We start from the raw sequence: 14,413 nt of genomic DNA on the forward strand, positions 1-14,413 counted from the left end.
AATGGAACTACACCCGACGGACTTATGCTCGCGTAAGGGCGCGACATAGTGTGCTCTTACCCGACTATTTCCGCGACGTGCTTGTCACAATTCCAATACATCACAGTATAGCACAGCGGAATTCCGCCGCGGGAGTCATTTGCCCTTCATGAAGAAAAACTGCTCAGGATGGATGGGACCCGGATTAGGATAAATCCAACTTTGAAAGTCTTTCTTGGGCACATTGTACATGTCTTTGGACACCACGTAAAAGTCAGGCGGGTCGTGAACCAGCCCTATTACCCACAGGTTTTCCTCATTGGCTTTGATTATTTTTCCGAACAGCTCTTTCTTCTTTTCTTCGGAGACGGAGCCGATAATCTGATTGTAAGTATCCATCAATTCTTTAATTGCAGGCGGGGGCTCCTCACCTTTCTTGCCACCGCTCTGGAACCACTGGGCATAAAGCGGCGCGTTGAGACTCTCCGAACTGTAAGGGAAATACCAACGAGGTTCCAGCAGGACTTCTATTCCGCCGTCGCCCGACCATAACGCAATGTCATGGGCTGCCGACTGGGTGCGTTGTCTGAAAAGCTCCATAGCTTCAGACTTCACTTCCGTGTCGATGCCCACACTCTTGAAATTCGAAGCTACGATTTCAGCCATGTCCACCCAACTTTGGATGGACACCATGACATCCAGCGAAATCTGCAAACGCTTGCCGTCGGAGCGATGTCTCCTGCCGTCGGAGCCGGTTTTTAGTCCCATTTCGTCCAGCATAGCAGCGGCCTTGGCCGGGTCATAATCCAGGTAGGCGTTTTCATAGGTGGGGCTGTAGAACTGCGACTCTTTTAACGGGGCCGCCTGCCTGGGTATGCCCTTTCCACGGTACACTATTTTGTTGATCTCTTTGCGGTTAATTGCATGAGACAGGGCTTTGCGGAATCTCGCATCCGACAGAATAGCCTTCATCACCGGGTCCTTGTGGTTCAAATTCGGCGCAAGCAGCAGGCCTACGGACGCCGTAGAGGTCTTCGGCACAAGCCTGTACTTACCCTCTCCCTGGCTCGCCATCAGCAGGACCGAATTCTGCATTCCGCCCAGGCGGCGCCCTTGCATGTCGATCTCTCCCGCGATCGCTTTGAGGACTATAGTTTGCGATTCAGCTTGCAGGTCGTGCACGACCGTGTCGATGTACGGAAGCTGGTTGCCCGCGGTGTCAACCTTCCAGTAATAGGGGTTGCGTTCCATCACGAAGCGTTTGGCAGGGGCAGGAACGGTGGTTACCCACGCGCAGATCGAGGGCAGGTCTTTGCTCACGAACAGCGCCCTTTGCAGATCTGAGGCATCGTGGAACAGCTTGGCCCATGAGTTGGCTTTGTGCTCTTTTACTAAAGCCTCCAACTCCTCGGGCTTGGCATATTTCTTATGGAATTTCTTCAGGTAATGTTTAGGCTTGCACACCAGGGCCATGCCGTGCGGACAGGCAAGTTGGTCGAGAAAAAGAGCGTAGGGTTTCTCAAACTCGAAGCGAACGGTGAAGTCATCGACCTTGGTCACTTTTGGAGGGACGTCGGTCGGGGCAATCCATTTTGGCAAAGTCGGGGTGAGTTCTTTTTCCAAAAGGACATCCTCGATGTAAAACAAGATGTCATCAGCGGTAAAAGGCTGCCCGTCGGACCAACGAACCCCCTGCACCAAGTAGAAGGTAAAGGCGCGACCGTCTTGGCTGACATCCCATTTGGCCGCAAGATTGGGAAGAATCTTGTAGTCAGGGCTCCAGCGCACAAGGGGATCGTACAATAAGCGGCGGGCTCCCACTAGATCGGAAAGCCCGGTGTAAGCCCGGCGCCATGTCCCGCCGTACATACCGGGTTTTTCGACCGGTGTGACGACTGCCGGTGAGGCCGGAAGCCTTTTGTCAACGGGGGGGAGCGAGCCTGTTTTGACCTTCTCGGCAAGGCCCGGCGCCTCGTTAAAGGCCAGCACATCGCTTAAGAATCCCCCAATCACCAGCGAAAAGACGGCGCATGCAATCGCGAGTACTGCCGAGTTCCCTACCGGCTTATTCATGACTTCCTCCTTGGTCCCTTGAAGCAAAAGCTGATTAATACCTACTTTGCGGTAAAAGAAGTGTTCGAACTTCGCTATGATAATCGACAGTGTGATCCGTCGAGCTAGAACGGGATGTCGTCCTCCGGGGGAGGAGGATTGAGCTGTCTATCATCCATTCGTTTGGATCCCTCGCCCGTACCCCGTGAGGGGGCGGGACCCTGCCTTCTCTGCGCCTGCTCGCTCGGGCGGTCCTGTGAGTAGTTGCCGCCTCCTCCAAGCATAATCATATCGTTGGCGATAATCTCCACGGTGGTGCGTTTGTTGCCGTCTTGATCTTCCCATTCTCTGGTCTGAATTCGTCCCTCAATGAATACCTGTTTCCCTTTGCTCAGGTATTCGCCACAGACCTCCCCGAGGCGTCCCCACGCTACCACGCGATGCCATTCCGTTCGTTCTTGATCGTTGCCGTCCTGGTCTTTCCATCTCTGCGACGTGGCAATCGTGAACGTGGCGACAGCTTTGCCCGAGGCCGTGTACCGGACCTCCGGGTCTCTGCCCAAATTGCCTAGTAGCAGTACTTTGTTCAAAGACCTTTGGGCCATGGTTCCTTCCTCCCTTGGCATGATAGGCGGGTTGAGGGGAAAAACATTGCTTTGACTCTGCCAGGAGGGTTATCCTCCCCGAAAAGACAACAGGTTGTCAAGACGAAAGGCTGAAACGATGCAAGTTCAGTTACAAATGGAACAAATGGCCTGCCAAGAGGCCGGTCCCACTGATGGTTCCCAAGTAACGCGGCGCCTTCCCGCATGAACTGAAGGATCACGAGAAAAGGGGAACTGCTCTGACTGTTCGCCAGAGAATCATGGCAATCCTGAAACATAGCCAAGTTACAGCTCGAGACCTTTCGCGCTTGCTGGGCATAACCGAAAAAGAAGTGTACCATCATCTCCCTCACGTGGAAAGGTCTTTGCGAAACGAGGCCTCCATCATAATGGAGCCGGCGCGATGTCTTGACTGCGGTTTTGTGTTCAAGAAGCGGACTCGTTTCACCACACCGGGAAGATGCCCGGTCTGCCGCTCGGAGGCCATCACTCCTGTGGTATACGGCATGAGCGCTGACCGTGAAAAAAGGATCGAACGAATCGATTCCTAGCCACAAGCACGGGCATGAGAGTGGAGAATGTTTCCAATCAGTTTAGAGGATGCGGCATTTCGGAGATTTCGTAACAACAATATTGCATAAGGACCAGTTCGTGGGGAACATGCTGTCGGTTTGGGAAGTCAAAAGCTTAGTGATAGTAATCGGTTTTCGGCTTGCGCCTGCGTGAAATTTGATAGGGGAGCAGTGAACTACAATGGCGGATCATACAGATGGGCCTGTCGGAAAGGAAAGATTTTGCGAATTCCAGGAAGATTTGCTGATTCCTCTTCAGGAAGATCGCCTCAAAGCCGCTGTGGCTCAAATAGCGCGTTCTTGCAGAGATGAGAGAACGGTTGACCACGTCGGGACAGCGCTAATTCCCTCTAAAGATGAGATTATCCGAATAATGGACGTTCTTCAGGACCTGCTCTTCCCGGGTTATTTTGGAAGACAGGAACTGACGCATGGCACTTTGGAGTTTCATCTGGGAAACGAGATGTTGATTCTTTTCGAGCTGCTTTCGGCTCAAATAGCTCGAAGCATTCGCCACGAGTGCCGTCGCATGGACAGCTTGTGCGTCCAGTGTATACAGCAGGGCCGAGAAGAAGCTTTGGTATTCTTGGAAAAAATGCCGCGGCTGCGTGAAATGCTGTCCATGGACGTTAAGGCCCATTACGACGGTGATCCGGCAGCCAAAAGCCTGGACGAGATAGTCTTTTGCTATCCGGGCTTGTACGCCATATTCGTTTACCGGGTGGCCCACGAGTTCTTTGGACGAGACATCCCGCTTATGCCAAGAATAATGACTGAACACGCTCATTCAAGGACAGGGATCGACATCCACCCCGGTGCTAGGATTGGCACGGATTTCTTCATAGATCACGGCACCGGAGTGGTCATTGGCGAGACAACGGAAATCGGAAACAGGGTGCGCATCTATCAGGGGGTTACGCTAGGCGCCTTGTCGGTTCCGAGAGAATCCGAAGGTGGGAATTCTTTGCGAGGGAAAAAGCGACATCCGACCATCGAGGACGATGTAACTATTTACGCTCAGGCAACCATACTCGGTGGTGCAACCGTAATCGGCGCGAGATGCGTTATTGGCGGCAACGTATGGTTGACATCTTCCGTGGCCCCTGACACCACGGTTTTGATCGAGACGCCCAGACATGTTTTCAGGGAAGACCCTCAAATGCAAAAAGGGGTAAACAAGGGTGATTGAGGGCTATGCAATTGGAAATGCAGGATCGCGGCAGAGAAAAAGATCCGGGTCGGACCTGTAAGCCTTGAAGGTTTGTTACGTTTTTGATAGAATCCCCATCCAAATTTATGACTTGGAGAATATTTTTTTAGGAGTATCAATTTGGCCAACGTATTTTATGACCGGGACGCGGATCCGACCGCCCTGGAAGGAAAGACTGTTGCCGTAATAGGCTATGGCAGCCAGGGACATGCCCATGCTTTGAACCTCAAGGACTCGGGAGTCAGGGTGGTGGTGGGGCTTCAACGCCAGAGCCGCCGTTGGGACAAAGTAATCGAAGACGGCCTCGAAATCATGGAAGTGGATCAGGCCACACAATCTGCGGATGTGGTGATGATTCTAGTGCCCGATGAGCTTCAAGCGGCCTTGTATCGCGACAAGATCGGGCCGGCAATGGGGCCGGGCAAGGTCCTGGCGTTCGCTCATGGGTTTAACATTCATTTCGGCCAGATAGAGCCACCGGCAGAGACGGATGTATTTATGGTGGCCCCGAAAAGTCCGGGCCACTTGCTCCGCCGAATGTTCAAGACGGGGCTGGGTGTCCCGGCTCTACTGGCTATCCACAGAGATGCCAGCGGCCAGTGCAGGCGGATCGGTCTCGCCTATGCACGCGCTCTTGGTTCGACCAGGGCAGGTGTCATCGAAACAACCTTCGCCGAAGAGACGGAAACAGACCTTTTCGGAGAGCAGGCAGTTCTTTGCGGTGGGGTCACGGCTATGATCCAGGCGGGTTTCGAGACCCTCGTCGAGGCAGGCTATCAACCTGAAATAGCCTATTTCGAATGCCTGCACGAGCTTAAGCTCATCGTAGACCTAATCTACGAGGGTGGTATAGGCCGCATGAGATACTCCGTCAGCAATACAGCCGAATACGGTGACATGACGAGAGGACCTCGGATTGTCGATGAGCGCACCAAGGCCGAAATGAAGAAGATCCTGTCCGAGATACGTTCCGGCGAATTTGCTCGTGAATGGATATTGGAGAATACGGCAGGCAGGCCTGTTTTCAAGGCCCTGGAGAGAATGGGGGCCGAGCACCCGATTGAAACCGTGGGAAAACAGCTTCGTTCAATGATGAGTTGGATTGACTCCACCTTGGACGAGAAATGAGTCGAATAGACGTTTGATTTAGGTGCTCCGAGGATTCCGGGAAGGCTGGTCGGATTGCGAATGGCGGGTCTTGCCCTTCCTAAGACGATCAGCCAGGAACAGCGCCCCCCGGATCGTTGTTACTCCGGCGTGGCTCGAGCCGATGGACATGAGCCTTATTGTTCAACGCATATTGCGTATTGACAAATACGGGAGCTTCCGCCGCCTCCCGAATATGAAGTCGTGCATCTCCGAGTGGATATCTTTGCCCCAAAGGGCTATCCCGAATGACTATCATGAGTACATAGAGGCATTACTAATGAAAGGAAAGCCCTGACAATGATTAAGAATGTGCGTATCAAGAATTTTAAGAATTTCCGGAATGCGGAATTCGACGTCAGGTCATTAAATATTTTTATCGGGCCAAATGGGACGGGAAAATCCAATCTTGGAAATTTTTTGTTGATGATGAGTTTCTTATCCTCCGGCCCTTTCAGTAGCGCATTCGGTCCAGGACCCTTTACTTTTCGCCAGACTCTGAGTCGACGCGAAAAAGGGGACACAGGGCCGCAAGATTTGGATCTTTATTTCGGGATCACTTTGGAAGTGGAGAACGTTAATTACGACTACACGCTTATCTTCACTGAAATTCGCCGGAATGAATATTTGATCAAGGAGGAGACTCTCCAGGAGGTTCAGGGAGAGATCCTTTTCACCATAGGGGACGTAAAAGCCCGAGAGTCCAAAATGGCTCAGATGAGAAAAGGCCATGCATGGAACGACGCGGAAAAGAGAATTCGGTCGGTGGCTCAGTACCTGTCAAAGATCAAACGCTACAGGTTCGTTCCTGATCTTATCAAGAAGCCTTCCAATGTCCAAGAATCCTACCTCTTGGATCATACCGGCGAGAATCTGGCTGCTGTAATTCACTTTGTGGAGAGAAATCATCCGGAAAACTTTCAGAGAATCGTGCAAGAGGTTAAAAGGACCGTTCCCGGAATTCGGCGAATCTTCACCCCTCACCTTGGCGACCCGCATCAGGTCGGGATCGGCGTAGAAGAGGAAAGCAAGTCCGGATATTTTGTGGGGCCCCAACTTTCCGACGGATTCCTGGTGTTTCTTGCTCTTTGCACTCTGTTTAATCTTCCTGATCAGCCTAGGATCTTCTTCATAGAAGAACCTGAATGCTACCTAAACCCCAACAGGCTCAGGGTGCTCTACGGACTCATGCACCGTTTTGCCTCAGCTCATCCCGGCAAGCAGGTGCTGTTGAGTTCTCATTCCCCATATTTCATAGACTGGTCCGACGAATTGCCTGAAGAACTCACCCTGATGAATGAAAAAGACGGCTGGGTAGAGTTTCGCAACCTTAAGGGGGAGAAAGATTTACGAGTGTTTCTTGAAGAAGATCCCTGGGGGCAGGACTGGGTGAACAAGTTCTTCAGAGCAGACTATGCTGATGAACCGCTCCCCGATGTCGTGGAAGAGCCGCGTCAGGCCGATGAATATGAATACCCTCAGTGGGAAAAAGAGGAACAGCAGGCAGAAGAGTATTAAACAACCGCTCTGTCCCTCCTTTGCCGGATTCTATCCTTTCCGCATTCTTGTCACGACCCCCTCACCGGCATGACGTTTGACCAAAAACTTTACGTCCCTGCTCGGGCACCGCGCCGGTCTTGTGGGAACGGAGCGGGAGCGTCTTGTAGCCGTACCACGGGTCTATGCCGAGTGCCACAGTTTTCGTCCGAATTCCGCAAGTCTGGGTAGGGACAGGTCCCCGTGGTTGCCCCAGGCCTAACGAGACGCCAAGACAAGGGCGGACTCGGGGGGCCGCGCCGTACAAAAGGCCGAGGCCTCTCTTTTCTCCTGAGACGGTCGGTTGCACCTAGTTTCGAGAGACAACTCGGACAAGAATTCTGGCAACTACTATGATTCGTTCCTTTCTTCCATGCCACGCGGCCATATGGGGCCAACGACGGCAATCAGCCGCTCCGGATATGTAAAGTTTTCATGGAAACAATACCTCGAAAAGTCCTTGCTCACAGGATTGGCGGCTGTTCCCATAAGGCGGGCGTTTGCGTTGCGCCGGCGACTGAGGCACACCATTTCTCAGGCGCGAAAGCCGTCCTATTTCTCACGATAAATCGCGGGGTTCCCGCTCCAACTACGGTCTTTGCACCGTAAAACCCGATAGCGGGAAACAAGCAATAATGCTCTATTCCGCGGAGGAAAGGCTAATGCCGCACGTGCGGAAAAGTTCTAGAAAAAAATGAGGGAACGTGTTAAAAATATGGTTTGTAATCTTCCCCGTCGCACGAAAAGTCTCCAATAATAATATCCTGGAAGGAGCAGAGTCATGGAAGTTCTCAAGCTGTTGACTTATGTGAGCGGCCTTGTCTTCGTCATTGCATTCGGAGTGAAAATCTTCAAGTACTTAGCTATGCCCATGCATGTCCGCTGGGAGCTTATGCCTGTTCCTCATGAAGGCAAGGCTTGGGGCGGCTCTTTCTATGAAGACGTGGACCACTGGAAGAAAGAGAGACACAAGGATCACATGGCCCAGTACAAGTTCATGGTGCCTGAGATCCTCTTTATCAGAGCATTGTACGAGGACAATCGCCCATTGTGGTATTGGTCCTTTCCATTTCACATGGGGCTTTACCTGTGCATTGGCGGCCTTGTGTTCCTCACAATCGGCGCGCTCTTGCAGATCGGTGGTATGACTCCCCAGGCTTCGGCCCTGGCGAGCTTTGTTCAGGCGCTTACCACGGTTTTCGGGGTGGTGGGGTACATACTCGGAACCATCGGTGCGGTCGGATTGACTATTAAGAGGATGACAGATCCCGATCTGACCGAATTCACCGCCGGCATTGACTACATGAACCTGCTCTGGCTCGGAGCCATTTTTGTAACCGGTTTCCTCGTGTGGCTGACCGATCCGGGGTTCGCGGTTGCGAGGGATTATCTCGTCAGTCTGATCACGTTCAAGAAGATGACCACGTCCATGAGCGCCTTGCATGTGATCAACCTGCTGCTATTCATCGGCTTCTGGGCTTATTTCCCCTTTACGCACATGACGCACATGGTTTCCAAATATTTCATGTGGGACAAGGTGAAATGGGAAGACGCTCCGAACATTGGTGACCCCGGCATGGATTCCAAGATCAAGAAATACCTCGCCTATCCGGTGACGTGGGCTGCACCGCATATTGGAGCTGAAGGCGGGAAGAAGAGTTGGGCTGAGGTCGCTACCGACAATCCCTTTGCCAAGGAAGACGAGAAATAGGAGTGCCAAAATGAAACCTGAAGAAATATCCAAAAAGACCGATCGGCTGGTGGAACTTAAGGTAGAAGACCTGGTCCCGCTACCGCCTCCGTACGATACCTGGGAAGAAGAGCCCATTACGGAACTGACCGACGACCAGAAAACCCGGTGGGAACATTCATTGGACGGTGTCAGCGCTATCACCCTGCCGAAGCCTAAGACTCCGGAAGAAGAACAAAAGCTTGTCGAGGCTTTCCTCAGAGGGTTCGAGAAATTGCTGACCAAAGAGAACAACTGGGCATTCCTGCAACCTCTGACCCTCTCCCTGGAATACTGCGCCAAGTGTCAGACATGCGCGGATGCCTGTCCTATTTACGAAATGAGCGGCAAGCAAGACATTTACAGGCCCACTTTCCGAGCCGATGTCCTTCGAAAGGTGGCCAAGAAGTACCTTAAGACCGGCGGAAGGCTGTTGGCCGGTTTTCGCGGCCACGACATCGAGTTGAATTGGGACTTGGTGGCCCGCCTTGCGGAGCTTGCATATCGCTGTTCAATGTGCCGGCGTTGCACTCAGGTTTGTCCGGTCGGCGTGGACAATATGCTGATAACTCACGAACTGAGGAAGATCTTCAGTCAGGAACTCGGCATAGCACCTGCCGAGATCCACGAGAAAGGCTCCGTCAAGCACCTGAAGTTCGGCTCCAGCACCGGCATGATCAAGGCTGCGGTCGAGGACATCATCGAGTACCTCGAGGACGACATCGAGGAAAAGACCGGAAAACAGATCAAGATCCCTATAAACAAGAAGGGAGCGGACGTCCTTCTTTTGCACAATGCGGGGGAGTTCATGGCATGGCCTGAAAACCCCATGTCCTTCGCCATCCTTTTCGAGGCCGCCGGCATCAACTACACCCTGTCGACCGAATTGCTCGGATATGACGCGGTGAACTACGGCCTCTGGTACGACGACGTTCAGTTTGCCCGAGTCGCCCTGAAGCATCTGCAGGTTGCCAAGGACCTCGGAGTAAAGAAGATAGTAATTGGTGAGTGCGGCCACGCGCATAAGGCTCTTGCAGTTGTAGCCGACCGGTTGCTCCCCGGCCAAGAGCTGATTCCACGGGAAAGCTCTTATACATTGCTCTGGGACATTGTTAAGACTGGAAAGATCAAGTTCGATCCGTCCAAGAACGACTTCCCGGTAACTCTGCACGATCCTTGTAACGTCGTGAGAATCATGGGTATTGTTAAACCGCAAAGGAATGTCCTCAATGCTATCTTTCCGCCGGGCCGTTTCCGTGAAATGACCCCCCACGGTGTGGAGAACTATTGCTGCGGAGGCGGTTCAGGATTCGCTATCATGGAGTCAGGAAACTTCCCCGACTGGAGGAGGATGATTTCCGGCAGGAAGAAACTGGAGCAGTATTTGAATGCCTTCAAGGGTGAAATGGATCCATCCATTCGAAAAATGATCTGCGCTCCCTGCTCGAACTGCAAGGGACAGACGCGCAGCCTGCTCGAACACTATGAGGTCTTCGAGAAGACGGGGATCTGGTACACCGGTCTTGTGGAACTCATGGTCAACGCCATGGTTGACCAGGAGAAACCTTTTATCGAATGGCCGGATGAGGCAGATGACGACATGTGACAAGGGCTTAGGTGTCCCGGTACAAGCCCTCGTTCACACAAATGATTTTGGGGATTAGATGTAGTAAGGGCACGCATGCCGTGCCCTTACAAAGACAAAAAAAGCGGCCGGTTTAGCTACCGGCCGCTTTTTTTGATTGAACCTATACCGATTGGCCTTTAAAAAAGTGACTCGGATTTCCACCGTGTCCGGCACTGCCCTGGTTCCCAGGTCAGCGGCACCCAATACTTTCAACTTCGAACCGGTGTTGGGTGCCCCGAACCTGCCCAGGCAGGTCCGTGCTTCTTCTCAGCGGGGTTCCAAGTTTGATCGCAAATCGGGATTTACAGGCCCCCGTTTTGTCTCCCGGTCACTCAGCCGCAGGTTCTGCGGCCTGTTTTTCTCCGTTTCCTCCGCACACTTTCACGAGATTTTCCCATCTCTGGTCAATCTTTTCTTGAATGTATGCGATCAGCTTTTCGTCAAGGTGGCGGTACCGCCCTTGGCCCTTGAAATATTCCGCTACCGGTTTAAGCTGCTTGGGTTTTCGGCTGAGTCTCCAAACTCCGTTCTCCACCTCGTACAGGGGGAAAATCCCTGAATCCACCGCAAGCTGGCCGTATTGTATGGCCAACTGAGGCGGAATGCGCCAACCGGTAGGGCACACCGACAGAATGTGGAGGTAAGCCGGTCCATTTGCGGCTTTAGCTTTCTGCACCTTTTTGATGAGATCCGTGTAGTAGCTCGGGCAGGCTGTCGCCGTGTAGGGAATACCGTGAGCCGCTGCGATCCCCGGCATGTCCTTTTTCCAGGTCGTCTGTCCGGAAGGGTGGACTTGCCCCGGAGGGGACGTCGTGGTCGAGGCGCCGAAAGGTGTGGATGACGAGCGCTGGACACCAGTATTCATGTATGCCTCATTGTCCACACACACGTAAATGACTCTGTGGCCACGCTCGAGCATGCCCGAAAGGGCTTGAAACCCTATGTCGCTCGTGCCTCCATCTCCTCCCATAGCCACGATGGTAATATCCTTGTCGGGTATGCGGCCTTTGCGCTTGAGCGCCTTGATACCCGCCTCAACCCCGGAAGCGACTGCGGCCGCGTTCTCGAAAGCCACGTGTATCCAGGGGACATTCCACGAGGTCAACGGGTAAGGAGAGGAGATGATTTCCATACAGCCGGTTGCCATTGCGAGGATCATGTCCGGCCCGATGGCCTTCAGAACGTGGCGTACGGCCAGAACTTCGGCGCAACCCTGGCACGCTCGGTGGCCTGAGTTTATGTATTCTTCCAAAGGGAAATTCTTCAGCGGCTTCAACACCTTCTTTTTGTTAGGTTCGGCCATATCAGTCTCCGTTCAAGCGCCCTTTCTCAGCCTCGGACGCCGTAGATATTGTATTCAAAAGTCTTTTCGGCAAGGGCCGTCTCTACCATCCGGCAAACATCTTCCGGCGTGACGTCTCTCTGGCCGATTCCAGCGATCATACAATGGACCTTGGGACGTTGCGGCTCGTGATACATTATGGCTCGTATCTCGGAAGTTACGGGCGCGTTGCCTGCGCCCAGGGCTATGGCCCTATCGAGGACCACCACGTCCTTGGCCCCGGCCAGCGCTTTCCTTATCTCAGCCAGTGGAAACGGTCTCCACAGTCGAAGTCTTACAAGGCCCACTTTCTGTCCCTTTTCGCGCATCTGGTCCACCGCCAGGGAAGCAGTTTCGCACATGGTCCCCATTGTAAGAATCAGGGTTTCCGCGTCGTCGGCCTTGTAAAGTTCAACCGCTGAATATTTCCTCCCGGTCAGTTCGGCCAGTTCGTTCCAGGCCTTGTCAATAACAGGCCGTGAGTTCTTTAGGGCCACATCGTGAGCCATCTTTTGCTCCACGTAAATCTCCGGCATACCGAATGCGCCCATGGTCACAACCTTGTCCGGATGGAGCCGATTCAGAGGTTTGAACGGCGGCAGATACTTCTTGACCATGTCCTTGTCCCAGAATTCGATGGGCTCGATAACATGAGTCAGAATAAAGCCATCCACATTGACCATCACAGGCAGCGACACAGCCGGGTCTTCGGCCACTCTGAACGCGTGAAATATCGAGTCGTAGACCTCTTGTCCGTTTTCGCAGAACACTTGTATCCAGCCGCAGTCTCGTACCATCATGGTGTCGGAATGGTCGTTCCAGATGGACAGAGGACCGCTCAACGCCCTATTAGATAAAAACATAACGATGGGCAGGCGCATGGAAGCGGCGATATACACTATTTCGGCCATAAGAGCCAGCCCCTGGGACGCGGTAGCCGTGAAAGTTCGAGCGCCGGCAGCCGCGGAGCCGCAACACACGCTCATTGCCGAATGTTCCGATTCCACCGGCACGAATTCCGCATCGAGGTGCCCGTTGGCTACCATTTCGGACAGGTGCTCGACCACATGAGTTTGAGGGGTAATCGGGTACGCGGCGACGACATCCGTGTCGCACAGACCAACAGCTTCAGCCGCCGCGATGGAGACCTCTATGCCAACTTTTTTACCCATTGTCAGCCCTCCTCCTCCATGTCTATGGCATCCACAGGGCATTCATGGGCGCAAATCCCGCAACCCTTGCAATAATCATAGTTCCATACCATGACGTTGTTCTCGTAATCCGGAGAGATTGACGAATCCGGACACATTATGAAGCATCGCCAACATCGGATGCAGATCTCTTCCTTATAAACAGGTCTCTGGGAGCGCCATGCTCCGGTATGGTAGCAACTGGCATTGCCGGGCTCGGTGATCACTCCGCCGGGCTCTATCTCTTGCCACTTGATTTCATCCATCGGTTTAGTCACATTGTCCTCCGTTGAAAGAAACACCGTTCACTTTCCGGTCAATGGTCCGGCAACCTGAGCCGGGCTTCGAGTTCCATCATTCTGTGACGGTTGTTTCGTTGTACGCTCTTTCCATAGCTTCTATGTTCCTTGGGGCAATTTTTCCGAATCGCCGCTTGAACGGTTCTTTCAGGGCTTCCAGGGCCATCAGGTTGGTCCCTTTGACCAGTGCGCCTACCATGGTCGTGTTGGTGATTGGCAGTCCGATTACTTCTCGGGCGATACGGCTGGCGTCCACTAAGGCTAATCGCCCTTTGTAAGAGAGCTGCTTCCGGATGGCTTGTGGATCCTGGGACGAGTTTATGATCAGGATACCATTTTCGCGCAGGCCTTCTGCGGGATTGCCGATGTCCAGAAGTGAAGGATCTAGGACGATGACCACGTCCGGGTTGTACACTTTCGATCTCAGGCGAACCGGCTGTTCATCCACCCTGGCGAAAGCAACCACTGGGGCCCCTCTCCTCTCCGGTCCGAAACTCGGAAAGGCGGTGGCATACCTACCCGTGTCAATGGCTGCCTGGGCCACAAGCTCAGCAGAAGTCACAGCTCCCTGCCCGCCTCGGCCGTGAAATCTCATTTCGATCATGGCTGCTCCTTTAGTCAATCGAAGTTCTCATCTTCTTCGTCAAAGTCATCTACAAGGGGATAACTCATCTGGTCGTTTATTATTTCCATGCAATTCATCAAGTGGAACTTTGCCTGAGCGAGTTCCAGGATCTCTGAAGGAAGCATTTCCTTCTTCCGCAGATACGCGTCTATCCTTTCATTCAACTCACTGATGTGACGCAAATCCATTTTGTAGAAATCAGAATCTGCCGTTTCGGACTCTTCGGGGCCGGTGACGGACTGAACGAGCTTCATATCCCATTCATCAAGCTTCTTCCACCGGGCCACCGTCGCGGGATGAACGCCCAGTTGTTTGGCCAAATCTTTGTTTGTGATGCGGCCTCTGTCTTGCAAAAATGTCCTTTCCGCTGTCTTACGGTGATCGTTTTTTCTCATGGGGCCTCCTCCTCACCGCGCTCCGTGTAGTTGACAAAGTTGCCGGAACGTAAATATTTTATACTAGCAAACGTCATGCTCCCGATCAAGGAGTATCGAGGCTGATTGGCGGGCCGTTCACAATAAT

13 protein-coding genes are annotated in these 14,413 nt (G+C 52.9%); 6 read left to right on the plus strand and 7 right to left on the minus strand.

Annotated features, from left to right (window positions below):
* Positions 1 to 135: 135 nt before the first annotated feature.
* Both HY913_22690 and HY913_22695 read right to left on the minus strand, forming a co-directional pair.
* Positions 136 to 2,052, minus strand: a complete 1,917-nt coding sequence (locus tag HY913_22690) for an ABC transporter substrate-binding protein (protein ID MBI4966105.1) — start codon at positions 2,050 to 2,052, stop codon at positions 136 to 138.
* A 104-nt stretch (positions 2,053 to 2,156) separates the two neighbouring features.
* Entirely contained in the window at positions 2,157 to 2,636 is a 480-nt protein-coding gene (locus HY913_22695; protein ID MBI4966106.1) for a single-stranded DNA-binding protein, read from the minus strand.
* A gap of 209 nt (positions 2,637 to 2,845) precedes the next feature.
* On the opposite strand from HY913_22695, the gene HY913_22700 reads away from it, so the two are divergent.
* The 6 genes from HY913_22700 (at position 2,846) to HY913_22725 (ending at position 10,435) form a co-directional block, all read left to right on the plus strand.
* A complete protein-coding gene (locus tag HY913_22700) occupies positions 2,846 to 3,187 on the plus strand; it encodes a transcriptional regulator (protein MBI4966107.1) in 342 nt (113 codons plus the stop codon).
* 202 nt (positions 3,188 to 3,389) lie between these two features.
* Complete coding sequence (locus HY913_22705; protein MBI4966108.1) at positions 3,390 to 4,397, plus strand: serine acetyltransferase; 1,008 nt, start codon at positions 3,390 to 3,392, stop codon at positions 4,395 to 4,397.
* 141 nt (positions 4,398 to 4,538) lie between these two features.
* Positions 4,539 to 5,546, plus strand: a complete 1,008-nt coding sequence (ilvC, locus tag HY913_22710; protein MBI4966109.1) for a ketol-acid reductoisomerase — start codon at positions 4,539 to 4,541, stop codon at positions 5,544 to 5,546.
* Positions 5,547 to 5,864: 318 nt separating this feature from the next.
* Positions 5,865 to 7,082 carry an AAA family ATPase gene (locus HY913_22715; GenBank protein ID MBI4966110.1) on the plus strand — a complete coding sequence of 406 codons (1,218 nt, stop codon included), beginning with the start codon at positions 5,865 to 5,867 and terminating at the stop codon, positions 7,080 to 7,082.
* Between the two features lie 799 nt (positions 7,083 to 7,881).
* On the plus strand, positions 7,882 to 8,811 hold the full coding sequence (locus tag HY913_22720) for a respiratory nitrate reductase subunit gamma (protein ID MBI4966111.1): 930 nt from the start codon (positions 7,882 to 7,884) through the stop codon (positions 8,809 to 8,811).
* A 10-nt stretch (positions 8,812 to 8,821) separates the two neighbouring features.
* Entirely contained in the window at positions 8,822 to 10,435 is a 1,614-nt protein-coding gene (locus HY913_22725; GenBank protein MBI4966112.1) for a (Fe-S)-binding protein, read from the plus strand.
* Positions 10,436 to 10,784: 349 nt separating this feature from the next.
* Here HY913_22725 and HY913_22730 read toward each other — a convergent pair whose 3' ends face one another.
* The 5 genes from HY913_22730 to HY913_22750 form a co-directional block, all read right to left on the minus strand.
* Entirely contained in the window at positions 10,785 to 11,759 is a 975-nt protein-coding gene (locus HY913_22730) for a pyruvate synthase subunit beta (GenBank protein ID MBI4966113.1), read from the minus strand.
* Positions 11,760 to 11,785: 26 nt separating this feature from the next.
* Positions 11,786 to 12,949 (minus strand): pyruvate ferredoxin oxidoreductase, encoded by a 1,164-nt coding sequence (gene porA / locus HY913_22735; GenBank protein ID MBI4966114.1) that lies wholly within the window; start codon positions 12,947 to 12,949, stop codon positions 11,786 to 11,788.
* Positions 12,950 to 12,951: 2 nt separating this feature from the next.
* Positions 12,952 to 13,233, minus strand: coding sequence for a 4Fe-4S binding protein (locus HY913_22740; protein MBI4966115.1), 282 nt, complete (start codon positions 13,231 to 13,233; stop codon positions 12,952 to 12,954).
* A gap of 88 nt (positions 13,234 to 13,321) precedes the next feature.
* Positions 13,322 to 13,870: a 2-oxoacid:acceptor oxidoreductase family protein gene (locus tag HY913_22745; protein ID MBI4966116.1), complete on the minus strand. Its 549-nt coding sequence runs from the start codon at positions 13,868 to 13,870 to the stop codon at positions 13,322 to 13,324.
* A gap of 14 nt (positions 13,871 to 13,884) precedes the next feature.
* Positions 13,885 to 14,286, minus strand: a complete 402-nt coding sequence (locus tag HY913_22750; protein MBI4966117.1) for a hypothetical protein — start codon at positions 14,284 to 14,286, stop codon at positions 13,885 to 13,887.
* Positions 14,287 to 14,413: the final 127 nt, after the last annotated feature.

The sequence above is a fragment of the Desulfomonile tiedjei genome (assembly GCA_016212925.1).
GTDB lineage: Bacteria > Desulfobacterota > Desulfomonilia > Desulfomonilales > Desulfomonilaceae > JACRDF01.